The sequence below is a fragment of the Paenibacillus sp. 32352 genome, assembly GCF_002042965.1.
Taxonomy (GTDB): Bacteria; Bacillota; Bacilli; order Paenibacillales; family NBRC-103111; genus Paenibacillus_S; species Paenibacillus_S vulneris.
In genome coordinates this window covers 209321-234545 of record NZ_MZNT01000011.1, presented here as the reverse complement: position 1 = coordinate 234545, position 25225 = coordinate 209321, and the positions used below count along the sequence as shown (strand labels likewise).

18 protein-coding genes are annotated in these 25225 nt (G+C 40.5%); 1 reads left to right on the top strand and 17 read right to left on the bottom strand.

Annotated features, from left to right (window positions below):
- Nucleotides 1–154: 154 nt before the first annotated feature.
- Nucleotides 155–1228 (bottom strand): hypothetical protein, encoded by a 1074-nt coding sequence (locus tag B1728_RS24515; protein WP_079913056.1) that lies wholly within the window; start codon nt 1226–1228, stop codon nt 155–157.
- Nucleotides 1229–1456: 228 nt separating this feature from the next.
- Between B1728_RS24515 and B1728_RS24510 the strand changes: the two genes are divergently transcribed.
- Nucleotides 1457–1708 carry a single-stranded DNA-binding protein gene (locus B1728_RS24510; RefSeq protein ID WP_079913055.1) on the top strand — a complete coding sequence of 84 codons (252 nt, stop codon included), beginning with the start codon at nt 1457–1459 and terminating at the stop codon, nt 1706–1708.
- A 74-nt stretch (nt 1709–1782) separates the two neighbouring features.
- Here B1728_RS24510 and B1728_RS24505 read toward each other — a convergent pair whose 3' ends face one another.
- The 16 genes from B1728_RS24505 to B1728_RS24420 all read right to left on the bottom strand — a co-directional run bounded on the left by B1728_RS24505 (nt 1783) and on the right by B1728_RS24420 (nt 25106).
- Nucleotides 1783–2388: a hypothetical protein gene (locus B1728_RS24505; protein WP_079913054.1), complete on the bottom strand. Its 606-nt coding sequence runs from the start codon at nt 2386–2388 to the stop codon at nt 1783–1785.
- A gap of 498 nt (nt 2389–2886) precedes the next feature.
- Entirely contained in the window at nt 2887–4626 is a 1740-nt protein-coding gene (locus B1728_RS24495) for a stalk domain-containing protein (protein WP_179136188.1), read from the bottom strand.
- 221 nt (nt 4627–4847) lie between these two features.
- Nucleotides 4848–6791: a hypothetical protein gene (locus B1728_RS24490; protein WP_079913051.1), complete on the bottom strand. Its 1944-nt coding sequence runs from the start codon at nt 6789–6791 to the stop codon at nt 4848–4850.
- Complete coding sequence (locus tag B1728_RS24485) at nt 6788–7279, bottom strand: hypothetical protein (protein ID WP_256865481.1); 492 nt, start codon at nt 7277–7279, stop codon at nt 6788–6790. The genes B1728_RS24490 and B1728_RS24485 overlap by 4 nt, the downstream gene beginning before the upstream one ends.
- The gene (locus B1728_RS24480; protein ID WP_079913049.1) at nt 7266–8564 is read right to left on the bottom strand and encodes an SIR2 family NAD-dependent protein deacylase; all 1299 of its coding nucleotides are present in this window, start codon (nt 8562–8564) and stop codon (nt 7266–7268) included. Before B1728_RS24480 ends, B1728_RS24485 begins: the two co-directional genes overlap by 14 nt.
- A 384-nt stretch (nt 8565–8948) precedes the next feature.
- Nucleotides 8949–11495, bottom strand: a complete 2547-nt coding sequence (locus B1728_RS24475; RefSeq protein WP_079913048.1) for a UvrD-helicase domain-containing protein — start codon at nt 11493–11495, stop codon at nt 8949–8951.
- A 271-nt stretch (nt 11496–11766) separates the two neighbouring features.
- The gene (locus tag B1728_RS24470; RefSeq protein WP_079913047.1) at nt 11767–12453 is read right to left on the bottom strand and encodes a nucleotidyltransferase family protein; all 687 of its coding nucleotides are present in this window, start codon (nt 12451–12453) and stop codon (nt 11767–11769) included.
- A gap of 19 nt (nt 12454–12472) precedes the next feature.
- The gene (locus B1728_RS24465) at nt 12473–13195 is read right to left on the bottom strand and encodes a nucleotidyltransferase family protein (protein ID WP_079913046.1); all 723 of its coding nucleotides are present in this window, start codon (nt 13193–13195) and stop codon (nt 12473–12475) included.
- A gap of 19 nt (nt 13196–13214) precedes the next feature.
- Nucleotides 13215–14048 (bottom strand): metallophosphoesterase, encoded by an 834-nt coding sequence (locus tag B1728_RS24460; RefSeq protein ID WP_179136187.1) that lies wholly within the window; start codon nt 14046–14048, stop codon nt 13215–13217.
- A 772-nt stretch (nt 14049–14820) separates the two neighbouring features.
- Nucleotides 14821–17532 (bottom strand): DEAD/DEAH box helicase, encoded by a 2712-nt coding sequence (locus B1728_RS24450; RefSeq protein WP_179136186.1) that lies wholly within the window; start codon nt 17530–17532, stop codon nt 14821–14823.
- A 389-nt stretch (nt 17533–17921) separates the two neighbouring features.
- Nucleotides 17922–18887, bottom strand: coding sequence for a DNA/RNA non-specific endonuclease (locus tag B1728_RS24445; RefSeq protein WP_079913042.1), 966 nt, complete (start codon nt 18885–18887; stop codon nt 17922–17924).
- A gap of 222 nt (nt 18888–19109) precedes the next feature.
- A complete protein-coding gene (locus B1728_RS24440) occupies nt 19110–19406 on the bottom strand; it encodes a hypothetical protein (protein WP_079913041.1) in 297 nt (98 codons plus the stop codon).
- Between the two features lie 161 nt (nt 19407–19567).
- Complete coding sequence (locus tag B1728_RS24435; protein ID WP_079913040.1) at nt 19568–20227, bottom strand: hypothetical protein; 660 nt, start codon at nt 20225–20227, stop codon at nt 19568–19570.
- Nucleotides 20228–20375: 148 nt separating this feature from the next.
- Nucleotides 20376–21905 (bottom strand): PIN domain-containing protein, encoded by a 1530-nt coding sequence (locus tag B1728_RS24430; RefSeq protein ID WP_079913039.1) that lies wholly within the window; start codon nt 21903–21905, stop codon nt 20376–20378.
- Nucleotides 21906–22201: 296 nt separating this feature from the next.
- On the bottom strand, nt 22202–22468 hold the full coding sequence (locus B1728_RS36545; RefSeq protein WP_079913038.1) for a hypothetical protein: 267 nt from the start codon (nt 22466–22468) through the stop codon (nt 22202–22204).
- Between the two features lie 514 nt (nt 22469–22982).
- Nucleotides 22983–25106 carry a hypothetical protein gene (locus B1728_RS24420; RefSeq protein WP_079913037.1) on the bottom strand — a complete coding sequence of 708 codons (2124 nt, stop codon included), beginning with the start codon at nt 25104–25106 and terminating at the stop codon, nt 22983–22985.
- Between the last annotated feature and the right edge of the window lie 119 nt (nt 25107–25225).

Below are 25225 nucleotides of genomic sequence, written 5' to 3'. Positions count from 1 at the left end.
GATACCGATAAATCCTCGATACAACTAAAATAAGGTGTCGATTTTCTCGACACCTTAGCTCAGCAAATTATACAACTTTGAAAAATCGGAAGCTGCCAAGTGATAACGACAACTTCGGAAACCTGCATAACGATGTATTACAATATGTCTTCGACTATCCTACACTTTCTACAGATTCCGCAACTGCCTTCTCAGGCTTGACGCCATTTCGAAAAGCGGAGTTACCTTCAAGCCGACTTAACAGGATTTTTCGAGCTAACTTGTACTCTTCTCCGACCATCCCGAGCCGAATCAAGAACAAGCGGAAAGTGAACTTTTCATTGTCGGTTACCTTCGATATAGACGATGCGTACTTCAACGTCTTTGCCGTCTGGTTCAGCAGAGCTACAAAATGCGTGTAGGCTTGAACCTTGTCAGCGTCCAGCTCACCAGTGAAAAACTTGAAAGTGAGCTTATTATTGTCGAAATCATAGGTGATACCTGGGCAGAGGTAGGCTACCTCTACGATCTTTTCCTTTACTTTCTCATTGGTGTAGGATATCAGCTCATGGATAGCGGCGATGAATGGCTCTTCGATAATGTTCCCGCTGTAGCCGAGAGCTTTGGCAATGAGTGCTTGGCGACTATAAATCAGATTCGCCAAATTCCGCAGGGTGGCTCCAGTGTGATCGTCCATATCAACCGTGACCTCAAGGTCGGTGAAAGGAAGTACGGACTGATCGGATGGAGCTGCCGGTTCTGCCGATGGTTTAGGAGCGGCGGGTTCTGCAGGTATGGCAGGAGCTGCAGACTCATCCGTAGCGTTAGGCTTAGTATGAACAGCATCGTCAGGTGGAGCAGGATCGGGAGAAGCGTCGGTATTTACTGAGCTATCCTGCGTGATTGGGTGGTCGGGTTCTGCAGGAGCTGCAGAATTGCCCGAAGCCACAGATTCGTTCGGTACTTCCGACTCAGAAGTGTCAGCAGGAGCGCCAGAATCGGCTGTATCGACAGGATTAGAAGGAACGGAGGGATCGGTTACCCCCTCGATAGGAGAGCCGCTTAACAGGGCTTTAAGCTCGATTTCTTTACCTTCTGGATCGGATACTTTACCCGTCTGATCAACCACGTAAATGCCGTTAGGAGTCTCAAATTCGTAAGTAAAACTTGGGGCTCCCAAGTACTTCGGCTTTACATCGAAATGTTTACCCAACGCTTTGACGATTTCTTTTCTGTCTTTTCTGTTCATAACAACCTCCAATTAGGATTGGCATTGTCAACGAATGGGCGGGAAACGCACTCATTGAGGTTGTTGTTTGTTCTAACGTACATTTGGGATAGACGCAAGTTAAATATGAGCCTACCCCACTAAGAAAAAATTCGACCTTGACGGATATGAAAGGCGAATGATACTATATAGCTACAAGCTAGTAGCTATTAGCTACTATGAGAATGCTGAACGAAAGGAGCAAATCAAATGAGAATCGATTCGAACACATCTCTTCAAGATCTCATGGATGTTGCAAAAAAGACTATCACTGAACTGGATCAAGGTGAGGAATTCCTCGTAAAAGACCTGTTTCGGGGATTCGAGTGGAACCGCATCGGTAAGGGTGATCGAACTAAGCTCGGCTCCATGTTCTACAACTACGTTTTGAACCATGCAAGTACTATTATTAACCCATTAGGCAAAACAGCACAGAACCAGCAAAGGTATGAAAAGCTGTAATTACAGCTTCAAAAAGAAACGGGGATGACGGATTCGACACCATCATCCCTATTTCCATTTTGCATAAAATAATATCAGAAATTTTTCACCATATCGGCATGGTAATCATTGTAGGTATGCCACCCCAAGACGTCAAAAACTACATGACGAGCTAAGTTTTTCGTTAGATCGTCTGGAATACCAAAGTCGGTGTGAAGGTGAGCAAAGCAATCTTTCACTCTCTGCTTCGGACTACCTTCTTCATAATGTGATGACTGGTTCCTTGCCTGAAGAATCACGTTGCCGAGCGACTCCGTGCTGCCGACAAGCCTTCCCTTCCCCCAACCTGTACTCCCGTAAACGGATGAAATACCTTGTTTTGCTGATTGAAGAATTAACCCGCAGAGCTGATTGATTCCACCTAGATGTTGCTCAATCTGTTGTAGTCTCTGCTGTGAATCTATACTTTCTTGTTGCGCCCTGTGCATCCACTCAAAACGGAGCCACACATCCCGCTGCGTGAAAATTTCATCAGGATCTAGATCTGCTGCCATGTACTCTAGTGAACGATCAGTTGCTCTGGCTTCGGCAAAACCAGCTGCCTTCATTGAAGCTACAAGTCGCTTTTGATACTCAAGAATGATATCAAACTGCTTCTCAATAGCAAAACGGTGAAATTCTAAGTACTGCCTGATGTCCATCTCAACAACTCCCTTACTTCAACCTCTACTTGCTTTTCTAACCCCTGGCTCGAAGTCGTTTCGACACCATCTGACAAACGTAGATGAATGACGAAGGTACGTCTTAGCCGCGCTTGGTTCGAGGATACCAGCTTTCAGTTTCTCCGTTACTTCTTGCTCGTATTGCTCATATAATAACTCCAACTGTTTGATAAAGTCCGGCGATGCTTTCAATAGGTTAGCCCCCTTGGGATAGGTATTAAACCCATTATACTGAACTGGAAGCATTTGCATAAGTAATTGAGATATGTGACTCCGCTGTTGTGTTTGAACTATGTGAGTGAATGATTGTGATTAAATATTAGCTTCATGCTGCATGACTTACAGTACTTATCCAAATTAACAGACATAGCTGCTGATTTCGCAGAAGCTTGCTGCCCCAAATATTGACCTTGTACTACGGTCCAAGCCCTTTTCAATAAAAAAGAGATGAGGTCTGATGCCCCCATCTCGGCATTGTTAAGAACCCACTTTGAACGTCTTGGTTTGAGTGCCGGCTCTGTACGTCAGGACTCCATCCGAAAACCCAAAGAAAGTTACTTGCTTGTCCTCAAAAAGAAGTGAGTCTTTCAAGCCTTCAAGCTGCACTGAATGAACGCGGCTTTTCCGGTTTTCGAAGCTGACCTTATAATCGAGGGCTTCTACATAGAACAAATAATTATTTGAGAATAAATAGTTACCGAAATCAATGTTTTTGGCAATGACTGTGTCAGAAGCTCCCTCTAGTGTTACACGATGAATATCAGTTCCACCGCTCCTGTAGTCGAGGTAGTAAATGTAGTCATTTGAAATAGACAGCAATAGTGCATCATCCAAGAGAACCTTATCTTCTCCAGTGCTCAACAACACTCGATGAATTGACGATTTGCTCGGGAGCTTATGTGCTGGGTCATACCATGTTGAATTGAAATATACGTAATCGCCGATAACTTTTTCAAAACCGTCCGTGCTTTTCGCAATGAACGTCTTATCTTTGCTGTCTAATGAAACTCGATATAACTCTATTTCCAAAGTCTGTTCTCCTGTAGGTCGTTCCACAGTAAAGTATAAATTGTTTCCAATAACAATCTCATTCAAAAAGCCGTGTACCTTTTCTTGCGAGAGTGTTCCACTGATGTCGTTACCGTCTTTATCCATAACAATAAGCTTTACAGTAAAATCTCCATTTGGTTTCTGGATAATAATTTTATCCTTAGTCTCAGCAATAGGAATTGTATTCAGACTCAATTGATCAAACTTTACCCCTGACTTAGGGTATTTATCTGTTTGGAACCGATGATCTCCAAGCATATTTTTGTCCGATGCCAAGAAATAGTATAAGTTCACATCTCCAAAAGGTGCAGGGGTTGTATCATTTGACTTAGTACGTTTCAAATCCCGATCATTCCAAGTAGAATCTACATGATAGTACTCTCCATTAAGCTTAACTAGATTCCATGCATGACCTTCCCAGCCCTTCGGACCATTAGCTTCACCAATAATAATTTTGTTCTCAATACCCGCTTTATCTAGAAGGAGCTTCATTGCTTCGGCATACCCCTGACATACAGCTACTCCTTTTATTAGCGCACCTTCGGGTGTGTAGCTTACTTTAGGAATTGTGTTATTCATAAAGTTATCAAAGTCATATGTGACATGATTGGCGAGATACTTGTTAAAGATATAGATCTTCTGGAAATCAGTCATCGAAGGATCAACAATACTGGCGTAAATTCCGTTTACTTTTTGCTCAAGTGTAGACTCAGTCTTAAAACTCGTAATACTGACCTTATTCTGATTTGGATTGAAGGACACATCCGCACCTAAAGCTTCAGCGACGAAGCGTAAGGGAACCATTGTACTACCGTTGATGATCTCCGCATTCGCTGCTAAGGTTACCGTTTCACCGTTAATAGAAGCCGTTGGCTTATTAATTGTCAGTTCTATCAGCTGGGCGCCCTTTTGTGCTGCCACCTGTTGCTGTTCACCATTCCACTCAATTTCAGCGCCAAGAACCTCAAAAATCCCTCGTAATGGTACTAAAGTGCTTCCATCCTTGATCACTGCAGGCTGTGAGAAGGTCTGTACTTTGCCATCAATCTCGACCGATACTGGCGTTTCGGCAGAGGCGGTGTTGCAGGTTCCAAAAATCAATACCCCTGCTAAGACTGTGCCACATAATAAGGTTGACTTATTCCATACTGTTGAATTTAGTTTCATGTTTCGTTCTACTCCCCTATATATCATTTCCTAGTGTGTCGGCTAGACCGACATTCCGCTAGGCTATCATACCTTGGAAAGTGCATTCTCGTCCGTCGACTTTAAGTCACATTGCCTTAATGGTTGAATAATTGGACTTTGTGATTGAGAGTTAGGATACTTTATCGGATAAAAGTAAAGAGGTGCTGAAAAACTCAGCACCTCTTAATTTGATCATTTTATTAATCTAGTTCCGAAAGCTCATTAGCTGCCAAGTTAACCAATCCTTTATCACCGCTTAGGAAAGTATACTTTGTATAGCTATCAACTAATGCGGGAGGGGTATTCTCAACAATAATAATTTGATGGTCTGTGCTCAACTCGATAATGATTTTATAAATCTCTTCATACACCTCTGGGTCATGAATAAGATTCTTCTCAGGAACAATAGTTTCTGCTTCTACATTCTCATCAACTTGATTTTCCTTCTTCAATGTACCTAAATATTTACTTAATGAGTCCAACATCAATATTCCAGGATGTCCTGAAGCATATTCCTCTTTTTTACTTGCAAGAATTGCAGACAAGTATGAGAGCTGCATACACAAAAGTAATCCGCCACTCTCGTGAGCGTAAACACTAGACCCGCGATAGTACGGAATATATGATGCGGTATCTATGTAAGTTTCAGTAGTAGAGTCATATTTAAATCTACTCATATAATTTTTATATTGTTCATCTAGGAATTCAAACACTAGCTTTTTGTAAGTTTCACTGACATTAAGTTTTTCCAATTCCCCCTCTAACCGGGTAACTTCATTTTCTAATTCAGTAATCAGCTTTTCTTTCTCACTGACTTTACGATGTATCCTTAAACACTCTTTTATTATTTCCTGCTCACGGATCAATTTGTTAACAATACTATTTATACTTTCGATTTGAGACAAAAACGGAACTTCAGTCTCTTTAGTAAACACGGCAACTGCGTTATTAAGAATCTCTTGCTTCTTTTTGAACCGCGTGATATTTTTATCTAATTCCTCGATCATCTTAATATCATTATCAATCATACTATTTACCAACTTAATTTTGCTTGCAAGGTCATTCTTTATTTTGTTTAATGTGTTAACGGAGTTTACCCCTTGCTGCTCATGGGAGTGATGTGGAACAGCAGAATTACAAAGTGGGCATTCTATGTTATGTTCTGGTATCACAAGTTTATAATTTAGCTCCAAAGTGGCATTTGTTTCTGCTCTTTCGAATTCATACTCTTGTTTCAGCAATTTTTTTGAATTAACTGATAGCAAAAGATCATTCTTTTGCCGTCCATATTCTGATATTTGATTCACGATTTCGGTTAATTCCCTTTTCAAGGACACGTACATCTCATTTTCGTTATTTTTATTGTTCTTACTGTCTTTAATAATAAAAACTTTTTCTTGTTTTCTTCGGTTTATCTCATCAGCAAATTCACTTGATTTATTTAAAAGAATTATGTAGTCCTCGGCATCTCTATCCTTCAAATAAGATTTCAGTCCCATGACTTCTCGATTAGCATCTTCAATTTTATTTTTTGCTTCTACCAGTTGTTGTTTTAGATTATCCTTATCTGGATCAATCAGTCCGAACATTAGTTTAAAGGCATGAGGATTTTTGTTGCGTTTGAAAGTACTTTTATAGGCTAAAAAATCGTGTGTCCCTAGCTCATGTTGATGAATATATACATAGCGGAAGATATCTCGGAAAGATACTGTCTCAAGTTCCTGCTTAGTACTGTGCTTTTGGTGCTTTACCAATTTATATTCATTAATATTTAATTTTCTCATTAGAAGCTGAATTAGCTCATCTTGTTCTACAGTCTTTTGAGTATAATCATCTATATCATCAAACGCACAAAAATATATACTCATTTTGGTTTGCTTTTCTTTAAGCAAGCGATTTATGGTCAGAATCTCATCATTTATTGTGAGTTCGAGAAAAATTTGGTCACAGTGTTCATTTAGCTCTTTTTGAACTTTTAAATCAATCTTCTTACTTTTACCTAAGCAATAATCAATCAAACTGAAAATCAAAGACTTTCCTGAAGTTTTGTCTCCACTAATTACTGTAAGACCTTTATTGAATTCTATTGTGCGTCTATAGGATACACCTTGGAGAACTAATTTGTTAAATATCATACGACTCATTGAGTTCCCCCCTTAATTATCTTTAAATTGGCTGTTGAAAATTCTACAGTTTTAAGTGCTTGCACGTAGTCATCTACAAGTTTTGTGAAGTACTCTGAATCAAGTTCTTTTACGAACGCTAAGCCATCAGGGGTTATCCTAGCTCCAATATCATCTGTTTTAACAGTCAGTGTTCCTTTTAATTCTATATATCCAAGTTGTGATAATTGCAAAAGAATCCTGCTGATATTAAATTGAAATCTAAAGTATTGATTTGTAGAAATCAAGTCCTTATTTTCTTCGTTAGATTTATACAACTTAATTAAGTCAAAATTGACAAGACTATAGTAAAATACAATTTCGGAAACCTTCCTGTACTTTTTCTGGCTTTGCAATGAGTATACGTATAATAACAATATTGTTTTTGTCAAATCCAATTTTGTGTTTTCAAACAATAGTTGAACAGATGGAGGGACAGATTCTCTAATAACCTCTTTATAAGTCCGCAAGTCTCTTGTCCCCCCACCAAACTTCCTCGTTTTCATCCGCTAGTAGATGTATCAACCCTCTATTTTCGTTTTCGTCCGATTGATTCTCTTGAAAAAACTTTGCATATCGACCAAAGTCAATAATTTCCAAGCTTTTATGCACAACTTTAACGAATTCATGACTATCTCCAAACTGTTTGTAGGTATCAACAAATCGTTCTTTATATTTTCCGAATACTTTATAGAAAATAGCATCGATCACATTAATATCCATGCCACTTTTCTTCAATTGTCTAATGTATTTTTCTGCTGCTATGTAAAACAACTTTGCCAGTTCCATAGTTCCAGCCTCAATACATTCAAGTTTCAATTTTTTATAGAATAAATTCTCTTCAACATTTTGATTGATGTCTGACAAACCAGCACCTACAATAACTGATTGGTCATTTTCCCCAACATTGTTAGTACTCCCCTCATTCCTAGGGTCGAAGGGGGTGGAGATTGCATTCAATATTTTCCTTATTTCCTGCGCATGGGAAGAACCCTCTGTACTGTAAGGTATGGTTAGCAACCCATATTCCTCCCTGAATTTTTTTACCTGATCTTCAGGAGGGTTTGCCAAGATTATGTAATGGGTTCCTTGAAAAGAATCCATGTGATCCTTAATCAATCTTTGTATAAATTGATCATCGAATGAAAATCCCATAAAAAGTAGTTTTTTACTCCCAGTAACTAACTTCAATATGTTGTCATACTTTTTATCAACATATAGCTTTTTATAGCTTTGCTCGCTTATAACTATAGTTCCTGAGTTACTCGTATACCCATGAAGATGACAGACCCTTTTTTCATCAAAAAGTTTCTGGGTACTAAAATCAATATCCTTAAGTAAAATCGGTATATGTTCACAATTTAGATGCTCATTTAACAAATTTTCATAATTTGTAGTTAGGTGAAGCTTAAAATTCATCTTTCCTATATCCGAATAGTTATGTAAATTAATATCATTGAGTTTAATCTGTCTTTCTTTGATTAAAGCAACGATTGCTTCTTGAATATCAGCATCAATGATATGTGCAAATTTCATTAACTCATTAAGCGCACCCCAGTAATCCTTAGTCTCTAGATGCCATTGAACTGCTTGCATTATGAAAGCTTTATTTCCAACAGCATGTTTTTGTGTGACTTCCTTTATCAAATCTCCCCATGTAGGAACCCTAAATGGCACAGATAATCCCGCTCCAATAAAGGGGACCACCTTATCACTATGATAATCCTTTCTAAGACTTTCTATATGTACACTCATTCATAATCCCCTCTTCCTGGACATGCCCAACAATTCCTTCATTTGAAAAATCTTCAAGATTTAAATATAAAGATATTTTATCAAATAGTAATTAAGTCATCTATACTTAATTCCTTTCAAAAGAACCTAGCATGAGCAACCTTCAATTAATCAAACCTGTAGTAAACTTTTTTCAAGGAATTGAGAAGGTGAAGTCAGGCTCTAGCCTCTACTCATAAACTAGAGGCGTTACTCAGTTAGGTAACTTGCCGTTCTTATAACTATTAACTCTTCAATGGTTGCTCCAAGCATCGCATTTACCCATGTGATTGTGCCGTGCTTGGTTTCGTGATTAAGCTCGACGTAGCTTGCTTCTCTTCGTTATCTTTAGCCATAATGCCCCCCTTATAGCGCTGCTACAGCGCCAACCGGATTGACCTTATCAGAATCGATAATAGGTAAGTTCAGTTCTTTTAAGAATCTTGATCGTCCACATGGCTTATCTTGAATTGTCTTAGGAAAAGTCACATACAACTTCTGTTTGGCTCTGGTTACAGCGACATACATTAGTCTTCGTTCTTCTTCCACAGTTGTCGGTGGTTCAGCTTTCTCTTTGCACGATTGAACATCCACATCTTTAAGCTCTTCTGCATACTTTGAAGGAAGACCGCCATCGTTACATCCAATGACAAATACATTTTCAAATGCTAACCCTTTGCTCCCGTGAATTGTCAAGAAATACAGGGCATTGTACTTTTCGTCATGGTACTTCTTCAGATTTTCCTTCATTTCATCCTTACGCCGTTTCATCCTCTCATGAAAACCGAGTAAATCAGTCCAAGTGCTGTATTTTTCGAGTTCCTTTAGAATCCATTCCTTTTCCTCATCAGTAACATTATCCTTAACTCTAGGAAGAGCTAAGAATTGCTCCGCAACTTCCTTCATGTTAACCGGCTTTTCTTGCTTCATATTAACAAGAAGGGTTAGGTACTGTTTTAGTGGGAGCGTGTCCTTGGTTTTAGACTTTTCAATGACTAGCGCACAAGCCTCGCGAATAACGTCGGATAAAGTAGCGATGTCTAAGGTTTGATACCACTGTTCTATGGCATGCTTACTGACGAAATAATGTCCCAGTGCGTTTGTCAAAATAGACCTCCACAACTGAAGCTTGTTACCCCTTGAAGCCAGTAGCTCCTGCCACATGCCAAACGCACTATTAAAATCATGAATAGAAAAGATACCCATAACATCATCCATTTTCTCGATGACATACGGAACCCCTTTAACATCTAGAGCTTGGAACATACTCTGAAGTTGCCTTCTTGATCTATAGAGAACAGTCGATTTTGTATAGTTGATAGGCTCAATTTTGCCCTCAAATACGAAAGGCTCAAGCTTACCGATCTCCTGGGATCTCGACAGAATCCAGTGAGCTTCTTCTTTGGTACCTGGACACGCTACAATAATCGCTTCTCCATCATCTTTATGGAATGCATCCATCGACTTGGATATTCGATCATGCTTGTTCTCAGAGATAACCCAGTTACCTGCATCTACAATTTTCCGCTTCGAGCGATAGTTCCTCATTAATCTAATCTCATGGGTATTGTAGATTTTCGGAAAATCCTTAATATAGTTAGGATCTGACCCCCTAAAAGCATAGATCGACTGGTCATCATCTCCCACTATGATCAATTTCGAAGCACTTGTTGGGGGACAAATTAGTTTGACCGTTTCCATCTGTAAAGGATTAATATCTTGGAACTCGTCAATGAAAATATAGTCGTATCTGTTTTGGACGAACTCTCTTGCATCTGGGTACTGAAGCAATGCATCGTATAAATTAATTAGAAAATCATCATAAACAACAATCTCGTTGTCCTTTCTTATCTGATTCAACTCATTAAACATTAAGTTGAACCGGACGCTAACAGGAACATCTTCCTTATCATCGATTACACTATCAAAATGCTTCTGAATATAATCGGTCATTTGGTCAACTGAGAACCCCATGTTAATCCAGAAACTTATACGTTCAAAAATCGTCTTTTCGTTTTCCTTGTCAAACTTAAACAGTCTGTATTTGTTAATCAGCTTACGCAGCTCTTTTTTATACTCAAATTCGCCCTCGTCAGCATTTCCACCTTGAATCCCTATTGATGAATAAGCAGGATTCTGTTTCTTTAACTGATTGAACAAGCTCATGAATGTGCCATGAAAAGTGCTGACATTGACCTTTGAATTTTCTACCCCAAGGAAGAGATTAACTCTTCCTTCCATCTCTTCTTTAGCCTTGCGAGTAAATGTCATCATACAAATCTGATTAGGGTTAACCTTTTTCATTTGAATGAGATAAGCAACCTTAGCACAGATCGTTTCAGTCTTACCGGAACCAGCGCCTGCAATAATTTGAAGATGCTTCTCCATATCATATCGGATGGCTTCAACCTGATTTTCATTAAACGGGTTACCCTTAATCTTTTCAGCAATTTCAAAGAAGCTGCTGTCCCAATCCGTGATCGCGACCGGATTGTCAGATTGGGGAACTTCTAAGATTTCACCGAATCTCGACTTATAAAAAGCATGCTCACTTTCGATATTATGAAGCTTCTGTTGCAATGTTTTATTGCTATTGCGAGTCGCTATCAGTTGTGTCGAGAGTTCTCCATGACTATCCGATAGATCAGAGTACTCTTCCTGAAGTTTCTTATAATCGGAATCCTTCCTATTGAAGCTTTGTTCAAGCGATTTATATTTTGACATCAACTCGGAATTTAAGTGTTGCATTTTCTCGATGGTTTTCCTCGCCGCGGCGAAATCATCACTAACTTTGTCAAGCTTTGATGCTATAGTAGACTTCTCATAATTAGCTTTATCCAGCCTACTACGGAGAAGAGTAAGCTCTTCTAACAGTTTGTCTTTGCCAGTTAGCTTATCAACTAAGTTCTTCAATACTTTCGAATCCTCCAATACTTTTCTGGTTGGTTATTACTTCGAGGTGTGACTTTTGGAATAGTGCAACCATCTTGTAAATATTCACCAATGGGAGTCTTTTCCCCTGCTTTTTGTAAACAATAATCGACAAAACTCATGCTTAAAGTTGTAATCATCATGAAGCAAAGAAAAAAAATACGGCTACCCCATCTTAGGGCGACCGCATCTTCAATGTTTGGTTACATTCTCAGTTTTTGAGGGGAAGTTGCTGTGATAGAACCCCTCAATTTCACGGTGCAAATCCTTCAGACACTCGTGTTGGAAGGCGCTTATACAGTGGGAGCCGTACGGCGACATATTCCTTGATTGCAGGGAGCAACTCCTTGAAACGGGCAATATCTTTCGGTGATTGATCGAAAAGCTCATCATATATCTTATCGCAAATATACAGAACTTCGGTAAAGTCGAACCCCTCATTGGAGCGCAAGTCGTTATCTTCTAAACGAAGCAATCGGCTGAACCACCAACTGACCCGATCGGCAAGGGAAGCGTATATCGTGTTGGCGTAGGGCGTGGCTTCAATATCATAATCGTAGTCCCTGAACAACTTGTCCAACATGTAGTAATAAATCCTGCTGGACTTTGGCGTAGTTCTGTATTGCATACCGTGTTCTAGTGTCATAATGTCCACAGGATCGTTGTAAATTTGTGGATAAAAAACCTCAGGGATTCTTCGTGAGTCGAGAATACTGATCCTCCGGTTGAATATAGCTTCTAATTTTTCCTGTAATTCAAAGGCGGCATCCCACTCGTATGGAATGCTTGGGTCGAAAACGGCAAGGAAGTCAATGTCGCTCTCGGGCTTCTCGGTTCGATTGAGGACAGAGCCGTAAAGCTTCAACTGCTTTACCGCGTGCGCCGCGGCGATGGACATTATTTCAGATCGACGAGCAATGATTGTATCAATGACGTTCATATTGACCAACTCCTTCAAATTAGTCCATTTCTTCGAATGGATCGAAGCTTCTGTTGCCTACCCATACTCGAGCAAACTGCATTAACTCGTCATTTTCGGGTGGGCAGTGACGGTGGACGTAATCCCTTACTTTCAGGAACAACTGCTTAAAACGAGCAACATCTTTCGGCGATTCGTTCAAAGGGTCTTCCAGCTTATCACAGAGGTATAAAACCTCGACAAAATCGAACCCCTCATAGGATCGAAGGTCGTTGTCTTCAAGCAGGAGCAATCTACTGAACCACCAACTAATCCTTTTGGCTAGATACCTATATAAACTGCCTCTATTCTCCGGCTCAAATATATGTTCGTGTTTCTTAGGATCATGGTATTTAAGGTAATGATCGAGCATGACGAAGTAAAGTAAGCTTGTCTTCGGGATTATGTCATACCGCTTACTGGCTTCTAATTGCATGATATCGACAGCGTCGGTTGGCTTGAAGGTTTCAGGTATGTCACTCCAATTGATTACCGTTACCTTCCGGTTGAAGATAGTTTCTAAATCATATTGAACGTCTAAATGTGCACCCCATTCGTATTTTAGTGGATTGAATACCGCTATGAAGTCGATGTTTGAGTCAGGTTTCTCGGTTCGAGCGAGAACAGAGCCGAAAATCTTCAAAGAGGTGACCCCATGACAAGAAACGATCTCCATGAGCTTATTACGGTTCTCAATGATACTGTCGATGACGTTTACGATCATAAAAGAACCCTCCCCCACTTCATAATTGGATGGTGCGAATCTTGGCTCCCGTCTTCTCGTCGGGATACCCCAAGGCATTGTTTACTAGGCGACAACCTTCTTGGTGGTAGTAGTCCGCGTGAGTGTGAGTGTGACCATAGCACCAAACCTTCCCCTTCGCCCGACTCAATAAGTGGAAACCGTCAAAGTAATAGAAGGTCGATACCGGATCGTTCAAGTTCTTTGTCGGCATGTTGGAAGCATCAGGACTGACATGCGTGACGATGACCTGAGATTGTTCAAATATACTCTCCAGCTTCTCAAGTTCCTTATTGAAGTGGTACTGCAGGGAAGTCAGGGTAAATTTCGGAAGGATCAGGTTGGCGTCATTCATGGAATGTTGCCAGATATCCAACAGATACGGCTCGGAGAAGCCCATCGCTACCCCAAACGAGAAGTCGTGCCACATTCCAGCTCCGCCGTAGGTGATACCATCAATGGTTACGTTTGAGCCGTCTAGGATATAGATACCTTCAATCTGCGTGGCTAACTGCTTCATTTCGTTGATGCGATTTACTGATCGATAGCTGGACTTCCATCTGGCAGAACTAGAGGTTAGGTATAAGTCGTGGTTTCCAAAAACGATCAAAACGTTTGTGTAATATCTCTTGAAGCTTCTAAGGAGAAGCTCGTTCTGACTGTTCTTATGACCAAGATCACCGGCTATGACCAATACCTTGGACGGGTTGGTTGGGTGGTCGGTCGGGAGTAGGCTGTCTACAAAGAGATCGATTTGTGATTGGGTGTTGTTTGAGTTGATCCAAAAGTCTGTGTGAAGATCAGAGATGAGGTCGAATGATGAAGCTGCTACCATAAATAATACCCCCGCCATTACGATTTGTTGTATTTTACCGTAAAAGCAAAGGTAACTGAACCCCTTGTGGGATTATTTTACCTTGATGGCTTCCCTGTCGCGGCAATGGAAACATAGTTCTTTAATTCTTCTTGAGTAACAGGGAATAGAACATACTCTGAGTGGACTTCCCTCATTTCCTTCCCGCGAGATCTGCGATTTACCCACTTCGTAATAGTTACATTTCGAGTCTGCGGGTCATAAAAACCCATGAAGTTCCTATACTTCTGGGTCAATGGCTTGCTTTCAGCTTGGATTCTACTTGTCTGAACATTTGGCTCGGGATAAGATGGAGCAATGCATTCATTACTGACACTACCCCGATCAGGGCTAGGATCGCTAATCGAAGGAGTGTTTACCAAACTTGTCTCAGTGACTATTCTTTCGTGTCCCTTCTCGAACTTGGTGAATACTCGCTTTAAGAAAGTGCTTATACCTGCTAAAACGGAAAGAACCTGTTCCAATACCATCATCACCTTCGCTTGGACTGTTATAGGAGCTTGCACTTCCTATAAATCGTCTCTGGCGATAACTGTTAAAGTAGATGTGAAAAACAGGTCTAGTGGTTGGGTGGGCGGGTGAAATATCGTGCGGCGTGAAGCTAACTCCTGTTTTTCTTGAAGGTGCGATTCGAAGTTCTAGACTAACCCATCCTACGATCTCAACTACCCCCGATTAAAGGAAAAACTGCTGAGGTTATCAGCAGCTTGATCGACTTCAATATTCTTCAAAGCTAATTACCGTAGTTTAGACCTTTTACTTCTCTTAGAACACCTTTTGTCCAATAATCGTCTGACCACACGAAGTCAGGTTTAGCAATGTCATCAACAAAATACTTCTGAGCCCATGTACGGAAGCCGCCACTCCCATTCCGCTCAATGAAGTACGAAAAGAGTGAACGACTTCTAAGCGGTGGAGCAATGGAACCATTCTGAGAATCAACTATTTTCGACAGTCTCCTAACGCCATTAAAATAATCTAATACGCAAGCTACAGATTCCTTCCGCGACATGTGGTATGCCAGCTTCAACCAGTTACTAGCTGCACTAATCCTCTTCGTTACCCCATCCTCAACAATTTCTCGGCTAAAGGCAACTTCAAAGAATGACTTGTACTCTTCCCTAAAGTAAATATAATCTTTACCTCGGACATGCCCGAAATACTTAGTGTAGAACTCATCAGAAACACTTAAGTTCCTGTACACTAGCCGTCCCATCGCCGTTGCGAAGACATGCACTTCTCCATGAAACTTATCTCGCAAAGCTCCATTTTCTATACGAGCTAACTTTTTTAGCTCTTGCTTATAGTAGTCCATCATCTTGAACAGGGGTAGGGTAGGAATCAACTGGTCAATATTCTCGACTACCAATGCACTTATCTTGTTGTCGCCTTCAAGATTAGCTTCAGGACTGGCTTCTCGCTTGGCTTTTGACCTGGCTTCAATTTTATCTTCAACTAAGGCTTTAAGCGCTCCTTCAAATTTCTCGGAATACGTGCTACCCACAAGTTCAGGGAACAAGACATCAAACCTGTTCGCTTCAAATGCTTCCTCATACCCCCTATTTATCAGAGCACGATACTTTTGGAACTCTTTTGGCAAACGGATCTGCTCGTTGAACATTTCTAGGTAAACCGCATAATCGCTGTTACCCGAGATGAATTTGGCACACCCCTCAACGGCATCGACTCGTCCGACATCAAGTCCCGACCAATCCACTTTCCGATCATTAACATAAAAGATGTGATCCCAAATACCCTCGGTTCGTAGCAACCACTCAATTACCTGTTCCCTCTCATCACTATTTTGAGAAAAGTCTGCTTTAAACTCTTCTAGACGTTTCTGAACATCGTCAAGTAGTGCCTTTTCAGCTTCGACCCTCGTAAATTTAAGATCATGATCGAGAGACACTCTATCCTTACAGAAATCGAATAACTCACTAAGATTTTCATCGGCTATTACAGGGGCGATATTAATCGATTCTTCACTGAGCGCCTCCGCTCCCACACTCACTTCTACAAAGGATTCAGATTCAACTGCTCCCGTTACTATTGAAAGAGCTTCCCATGCGGTAAGGTGATCATAAAGCTCGCTGACCCCTTGCGCCTCAAGTGAATCGGAAAGTCGAGTAAGGTACCTCTCCGAATCACTTTTCATTGTCGTATACCGCTTTAAAATGTCAATCGACAAGATCGTATTCCTTGATGGCAGATAACTCAACAAGGAGCCAAGGCTTGTATTGATAGCATAGAAGAAGTTGAGCGTGCTTGTATCATAATAGTTTTTCGCACCCACAAGGAAACAGTTGTAGATCGCATCGCTCTTACTGTTTAAACGGTCAATACGCCCGTAACGCTGCTCAAGTGCTGATGGGTAAGCAGAGACATGGTAATTTACAATATGATTATACCCCGGTAGATTAATGCCTTGCTCCGCTATTTGATACGTCAAGATCAGAACGGTGGGTAGATTATCTTGTCTTGAGAAGTCCGTCAGTTCTCTTGGATTACGACCAGTAACCACATAGTAAGTCGGCTTGTCGGGAAGCGCAATGTTAGAATTCACGAAACCCGCTTCTTCAAGATGACCCCCTATGAGATCAGCTTCTTTTAATACGTATCTGGTGAACACTACAAAGCGGTTAGTATCAGACTTGTCATATAGGGCTTTCAAATTCTTTACTAGTACTTCATTCTTGTTGCTACGCGAGTTGTACTCCCAAATTAAGGACTCGTATCGCTTAACATTTGTTTTAACATACCCCTCGGTCTCAAGGGATTTAATCGTATCTTTGAAATACCGAGTAACTGGAAACTTCACATCGAACTGGCTGCAGATCAACTCCTCAGGCTGCTTACCAATTGTCTGAAGTTGATCGATCCAGCTTGTATCAACTTGCTTCTTAAGCAAGGCTGTGGCTATTCGCGGATAGACCTGTAAATCATAAACACCTTGCTTTATCGGTGTAGCAGTAAGAAATACCACTTTCTTAGCCGTAATGTTATTGGTCAGATTCTGATAACGCTGAGTCCATCCGCTCAAGAACAAGTGCGCTTCATCAATAATTACGAGTCCATATTTTCTCGGAACCTTGAATTTGGAATGGTGGTTATTAACGACCCGAACCCTATTTTCATACCCCAGTTCCTCGAAGGGAAGCTTATCGAACCAGTCACTAAGAAACTGACCTCTAGGTTTAATATCACTGCCCCGAGCTAAAGCATTTGTCGTTATTACCAAGACATCTTCACCTGGGTTATGCTCCAGAAAATCAAGTGCCATGATACCGCTACTTATTGTCTTACCGCTACCCACTTCATCAAATATGTAAACTGCATCATTACCATGATTGTTTAATCTTTCGGTGTTAGCAAACTGAAGCGGATATAAAACCACTTCATCCGGATCAAGCTGATTTATCCACTTCTTTTCGACAGCTAAAGTCACAATGAATTCCTCCGAGCGCATAGTTGTATGGGTCAAAATGAGTAAGTCGCTCCAGTGTTGCTCAAAAGAACGATGGGAACGGCAAAAGCTCTTCAATACCCCAAATTACTTCATAATTCTACAACTGACTTCATTTGTCCTGCCCTGAACAAACAAAAGCACCAAGTCCCCCGTTCTTAGGGTTCTTGGTGCTTTTCTCGGAACGTGTGGTTACTGCCGCGGCGGTTGTTCACCAATGTGACTACTCCCGAGCGTATTCAGCCATCGTTTCGGTGAGTGAGAGCTACATCTCCGGTGTTTTTGAACCATTCCTCAAGTAAAGAGAACCACCCAGTTGTTTATGAGCGGCTCTCCTGTTATATATATAACAATCGCATCCGTTAGTAATCTTACTCACCAACCATGCCGTCACCATCACGATCATCCATATATTTGTATAACCAGTGGTCACTCGTTATAGGCATCTGGAAGCCTGCCGCTTTTGCTTCTTTAATCGTTACTTTTCCATTTCCATTTGAATCAACCTTCGAAAGATCACCCTCTGTGTTTGTACTGCTCGGTTTGGAAGTATCATCACCTGTCAAACCAAGCGATGCATTTACCTCATCAGGGTTCAGGTTATCAAATTTATCGACAATTACGTTACCTTTTATCGTGTAGGTATACTGATAACTTGACGGTATCTGCGTTTCGGTGTTCGGGTAGGTGATAATTGCTTCAAAATTACTAGCTCCACCTGCTTTGCGTATCGCATCTTCCATATAAGCTTGATCGCCATGTCGGTTGAGGGTGCTATCTTGCGGGGTAATATTATAAGCATTTGATACCCCGCCAAGGGAATCAGCAATGATATGTCCTTCATCTAGCAAATCACTTTCGACACCTGGAACCTTCGCCTCATCAGAGCAATATCTACCAGACGATGAGACGGACTCGGTACTATCATCTTGTAAAATGATTTTTTCGGCAATGACACGCACAAGTTGCCCATGTTCGTTTGTAAATGCCCAGTACTCACGATCCCCGTAACCTACATCCACTACGACATTAGGTTCACGATGCCCAGACAAGTCACAACTTTTCACTTCAATACGTTTGTATCCTGAGAAGAGTACGTTATCTGGTTGAGTTGGTGTTTCCTCAGCTGCTGGTTCATTAACAACCGTCAGGGGAGGTTCAACTGCTTTTGTCTCTTCAACGACCTCGGAAACTGTTCCTTCAAGTTCTTTATCAACTGTGGTTACTTCCTGTGGAGTATCTTCTACATTTGTAACAGCTAAATTCTCTGCATTTGAACAGCCAACCATCAAGACGATCATTAGCAGTCCGATTAAATAGTTCATTTTCTTTTTCATTTTAGGACTCTCCTATAATCGTTTCAAACTTGTTCATATTGAAAACGACGACTTTAAGTTATCTTGTTCTATGATCTTATCATAAAAGACTAATAGCCTATTTAATTATTTTACCCTTTAACTCAGCGGGTCTCCGATGGCGGGAGCCATCGGAGAATTGGTTCATTTTTTCCGGATGGGTGGCTCACTACTCACCGGAATGAAGGCTCTTTTAGAGCCCAATTATTCATTACTGTCCACGAAATCAAGCAAATATTTATAGAACTGAACCCCATCTTTTACCCCTGCCAAATAAAGCCATTCCCTTTCGAGCGTGTTACGGTGATTGAATACATCTTCCCATTCTAAGATGCTGCGGAAAGCATCCGAACCGAGATCCTGTTTCAACTTTGCTTCGATTTCAGCTTGCTTGTCACGCAAGATGCGTACCTCTTCGACCAATGAAGCAGCTCTCGCCAGCTCATTGAAACGCTGATCAATTAGGTTCTTGAACGACTCTGACCAGTAGTCCTGCGACATTTTACCTTCACCTCGCTTAGCAGTTTGAATGATGATAACTTGCTCGAGCGAGGTTCACAAGTCGAGTCGAGGGAGAAAAAATCAGGTTCTGAGGTTGGGTGAACGGGTGAATTATCGCGTGGCATGAAAATAGCTTCTACTTTTTTCAGTACTCACCAAAATCAGTCCTCAGTATCGCTAAGAAGACTCCGTACCTTTGCAATCCTTACATCACGATTCCTTAACCTTTCTCTCATAGCATCTCTCGTACCTGTCATACCCTGATTTAAGCAATAATCTATAGGTAACTTATGAACTATTTCATTCTCAAGATTACCGGCTATCAGAGGGTAATTAATAAAATCACACTCAGGACAAGGACGCACAAATATTCTCGTGGTGTCTAATGCCCTAAAGCAATCTACCTCTAGTGAATACACCGAGAAATCCATAGCGAGTTGATCCAACGGAACTTGTCTACCCCAATGTGCTTTTATTCTTCCTTTAATATCGTGGCTTATCCCGATATATGCTTGGCAATAATCGTCTAGCACCATGATGTAGAATCCTTTGACCCCATCAACAGAACTAAGATTAGTAATCTCATCAAAGGTATATGAAGCTACTAACCTCTGCAATTCTACATCAAACTCATCCCAAGACAGAGTTTTGAAGTACTTCATATTAAGATCGAAGTTCATCATAGCCTTCTCGTACTTATGATTTAAGTCTTCAAAGTAAGGAGAGGTAATATCTTTACTCCTAAATTTTATATAGTTATCGGCGGTTAAACTTAAACCACCTTCTTTATTTCGTAACTTTACCCCAAAATGTGTGGTCATTTATATTACGTCCTCCTAGCTTTTCCCTGCGGGAGCCACCTCTGTTTGATTCCTTGAATTGATAAGACGGTAAATTATCAAAAGCAATGAAGAAAGGTGCTGATTTTGTCAGCACCTTAAAGCAATTACCCCCACATTTCTAAATGAATCAAATATTGAGGACAGTACGCAACTTGCCGAGATTGACCTTCTTGTGATCAACAGAATCAATATTCCTCTGAATGATATTTACCAACCTGTCTGTAACTTTTTCAAGGTTATAGTCAATCGATTCTACCGTTCCGTCAGGAGATTCGCTATCTTCATCATATCGAACCCCACCATAGTATACTTCTACTTCACCATAAGCATCTCGAGCATCATTAATGTAAAGTTCTACCCAAAGATGGTCTGAATCATCATTCCTTGGGTCTAGTTCCCCTTCTACAGAAAGGCTAATGGTGTTTTCACGCAGATCATTAAATTTGACTAGTATGCCTAGTTCAAAATGATCCTTTTTGTCGATGCTATCTCGTAATGACTCTATGTCATCAACTGAAAGCAAAATGTCATCCACAAATTCCAGAACTGCTTCGCGTACCTCATCATCGCTAAAGCCACTTTCATAACTAATTTGTAAGAAAGGGGAGTTGGTGTTATACGCCTGAATCCTAGCCCTCAAATTAGCAATGGGTTCTGCATTGAGGTCATCTTCAAACTGAGAATACTCATCTAAAGCATCTTCAATCAATGCCTCTAGTGAAGAAATGGAAGAATCAATTGCATTAATTAAAGCTTGAACTTCATCACTTTCGCCAATGCTTTCAAAGTAAGCATCTGCCGAGGACAAAGATGATAATCCTGCTGATTCTCTCTCCACGTCATACCAATGCTCACGTGCGGCATCAATCATTTCTCTTCTTTCATCCTCAGCCTCTTCAATCAATTGTTGCATGATATTTGCCTCAGTAGCTTCATCAGCAAAGTCCTCTATCAGAGTCTTGGTGTAAAGTGACCGATAATTAAAAGCCTGAAGCAAGTTATTCTGCCTTAATTGCTCTTCAATGTGAGGATGAATTAATACTCTATCAGTCTTACTATTTCCTTTGGAGAAGTCTTTGTGATTCCGTGTAATGAAGTAGATTTTGTCATCATCATTTATAGCTACAAAGTCACGAATATTAATCAATGTTTCAATAATCATCGCATCTGCCCAAGATTCCTTATCCTCTATATGAAACGGACATTGCTTATACAGCTTTCGTCTCTGTACTTTACTTAACAAATCTCCATTTTCCTCAATAGTAATTACATTTCTATACTGCATTAACCCCGTTATTTTAGTAGTCGCATCGGATAAGTAGCGTTCTTCATTCCTTCTAAACTCGTCAACCATATTCCCAAGGGCTTGACTAAGTGGTCTAATCTTCTCATTGTACTTCTCGATCTCTTCAACGTGATTAATCCAGTAGACGTTATCAATTGATTTCCTTGCTTCCTGCACTAAATCCCCAACATTCCTGACTTCGCTTGCAATATGCCTTTTAACCTCTGCTTCGATAATGGCAGGAACTAATATCTTTACTTGGTTGTGATCCAGTAACATCTTTAGCTGCTCATAGGAGTCAGCAGAGTGTGATGCGTTTCGAGAAACTATCATGTCGATATAGATGTTAGTATCGAGAAACAAATATTTCATTGTGGTAGCTCCTTTTACAATTCAAGCTTGTCGTCATCTTCGTTTTACTACTTTCGTTGAAAGAGCCTCTATACCCCTTAATATACTCCCACAATCCCCATCAAAGAATATGTGGGTATTGAGAACTAATTCGACAGATACCAATAATATCCTCCTCATCCAGTTACAATTACAAATTGACTCATGTGCAATAAATAACTTTTTGCTCGTACTAATGAAGGTTGATCCTGTGGCGTGGAAAAAAGGTGCTGATTTTACAGCACCTTCGTGAGCAACCTATCCTCATTACTATAAGATTAATCGGTTACCTTAATACTCTTTGGCTCCTCTTTGATACGCTCTAACGTTTGGAGCTGTCTCTCATCTAGGTCGGATGGTTTTTTGCCCTCAACGATCAATGCCCACCATAAAGTGCGATCAATTCCACAACTCCCGCAGGTTCTCGGAGATAAAATATTGAACTGATACATTCTAGGTGGGTAGTCCCATCCTTGTTCAAAACCTTCTTCGGGCGATAAAATTTCTTCCTTACCGCAAACCTCGCAAATATGACGAAATCGCATTTTTATACACCTCTCGTGATTGGATTGTGTTACTGCCACTAGGGACTACGAAACGTATGTGCAATTGGGGTCGAGATCCATGATGTCGGCTGCTCGGAGCTTTGCACCTGTTCCGCGTGAGTTAAAAGAATGCCGATCCGTATAGCTTTAGGGACTGAACTCCATGCGCGGCGGATTCGCGCAGGATGCCGAAACGGTTGAGATAGATATGTAAGAGAGTGGACAAAAGAAGAAGCTCCTTTCAAAGTTGAGTGCTGGTGTTGTTGTACTGGTTGTTTTTATTCAGTTATCTCCTTGTACTTATATTTGTTCTCGTTCACTAACTGCTGAAATCGAACCCTGTTCGAGCGATTAGAAAAGTTCCTCTAACAAATAGAAGAAGCTAAGTGAAGATTCACATACGCAAATCGAGGATATGTAATAAAAATCCCACACTGAGTTTACTCAACCTATAAAGGACTCAACGACAAAAATAAAAAGTGCCAATTTCTCGGCACTCTTCGGTGTAGCTAATTTAATGCTGTAAGATTGACGCTCTATTCTGCCTGAGTTGTTCAGGTATTTTCACTGCAAATCCAAACGTCTCAAGGAAATTAGCTAGTGACTTCACATGATTTTTATAATAAGGAATCCTCTTTAAGGGAATGTTGTGTTGCTGGCAATATGCTACTTTTAACTCGTCACGCATTTTAGTCTTCGAAAAACTTTCCTCACCGAACACAGGCTTATAATGTTGTAGACCATCATATTCGATAAGAACAAACTCATCTTTACCTTCCCCGAGATAGATGCAGTAATCAAAACGTAATTTTCCATCATGCTGCAAATCATTAAACTCTTTCTGCATTTCAAAATTCACACTATTTGAAAGCAATAAATGATAAAGATCCTTCTCAGGCTGAGACATTCGATTACAATAAAAGCAACCTTTACCTCGTAATAGATTATCAGGAGTAATTGAATATTCGAAACCACATGCTGTATGTCGGACTGATATTAAAGATCGCGAATCAATGTACTCTCCAAGAATCTCGTATTCATCATCAAACTTTCCACGTACTTCTAAGATAAACGATTCTGTGGTTTTCTTTTGATTATTTGCACATGCCCCACATCGATACCCCTTCAGAAAATTTCCGGTCCTAGTCTCATATTCATTGCCGCATGTGTTGTGTCTAATCAATAAAGGTGCACCCGAATTTACATACTGACCCAAAACGGTGTACTCGTTGCCCACTAATTGAAAAATTTCCTTTTTAATAATTTCCGTATTCTTTTTGATTTTTCCGTAACATGCTGGACATCGAGTCCCACGTAGGAAGCTATCTGGAACGATGCTATAATGGTAACCGCAACTCATATGTTGCATCTCAATCTTAGTACGGGCATTTTTATATTCACCAAGCACCCGATACTCCTCACCAACGAGCTCCTGAACTTCGTTGATGAAACCTTCTGTAGATTTCTTATTCTTACCAAAGCAAGAAGGACAGCGTGTGCCATTAAAAAAGTGATTTGAAGAGACTTTATATTCATAACCACAGGAGTTGTGTTTCATCGTCAGTTTTTCTTTAATCCCCTGATACTGACTCACTAAACTATATTCATCGCCCACCAAATCATGAATTTCTTTGATGATTTGCTCATGCGACTTCCGAGGGGTTTCACTTCGAGCCTTAATACCACAAGGGATACAACGTGCTCCTGTAACAAAACTCATTGGAGTGGTAACGTATGCATGACCACATATATTATGACGGAACTCTATTTTCTTACTGCGCCCTTTATATTGTCCAAGGACTGAATACTCATCTCCAACTAGTGATCTGATTTCTAAAAGAAATTCATCATGCGTCAGCTTAGAAGCCTTGCTACATTGGGGGCAACGTGTTCCACGAAGAAAATTACTCAAGAGAACCTCATAAGTATGTCCGCAAATATTATGCGTGATCGTGATTTTGTCCGTATTCATTACATGAGTTTTGGACGGTTCATGATAGAAGTATTCATTACCGACCAATACATCAATTTCTTCTTTTACTTGCTCAACTGTTCGTGTACGCGAAAGTCGCGCACAGCTAGGGCAGCGTTCTCCTCTGAGAAATCCCGAAGGATTAGCTAAATATTCATTCCCACATGGGACATGTTTCATTTTTACCTTGCTGTCTACCCCTTCGTATGGTGACAGGAACTCATATTCATCTCCCACCAAACTCCTTACTCGCTCCTCAAACTGTCTACGAGCTTCATCCCGTTTTAAGGGACAATTCGGACATCGCTGCCCTCCCATAAAACTGTTAGGAGTCATAAGAAATTCGTTTCCGCAAGCTATATGCTTCATAGATACCTTAGCTGAAGCCTTCGTATATTCTCCTAGTACTTTATACTCGTCATTGGTCAGATCGTTCACGATCTTACTATAGTCATCCGTTGTCCTGTATTTACCAGAGCAAAAGGGGCAACGGTTACCTGTTAAAAAATGAGCAGGTGTAACCTCATAGTTGCGACCACATGTATTATGGCGCATGCTAATCTTGGCTAGAGCGTATATGTATTCTCCAACTACCTCATATTCACCCTCAACAAGAGCGTAGACTTCGCTTTTGAATTGTTCAGTCGTCTTTTTTCGTGATGACATACTTACTCACTCCACAAATAACATTTCCTAAATAATACATTATTTGCGCGTGAAATGCAGTATAAAGCATTTATAGTAGCCATCATTCCAAGAAGGAATCAAGTGAAAAATAAAAAATG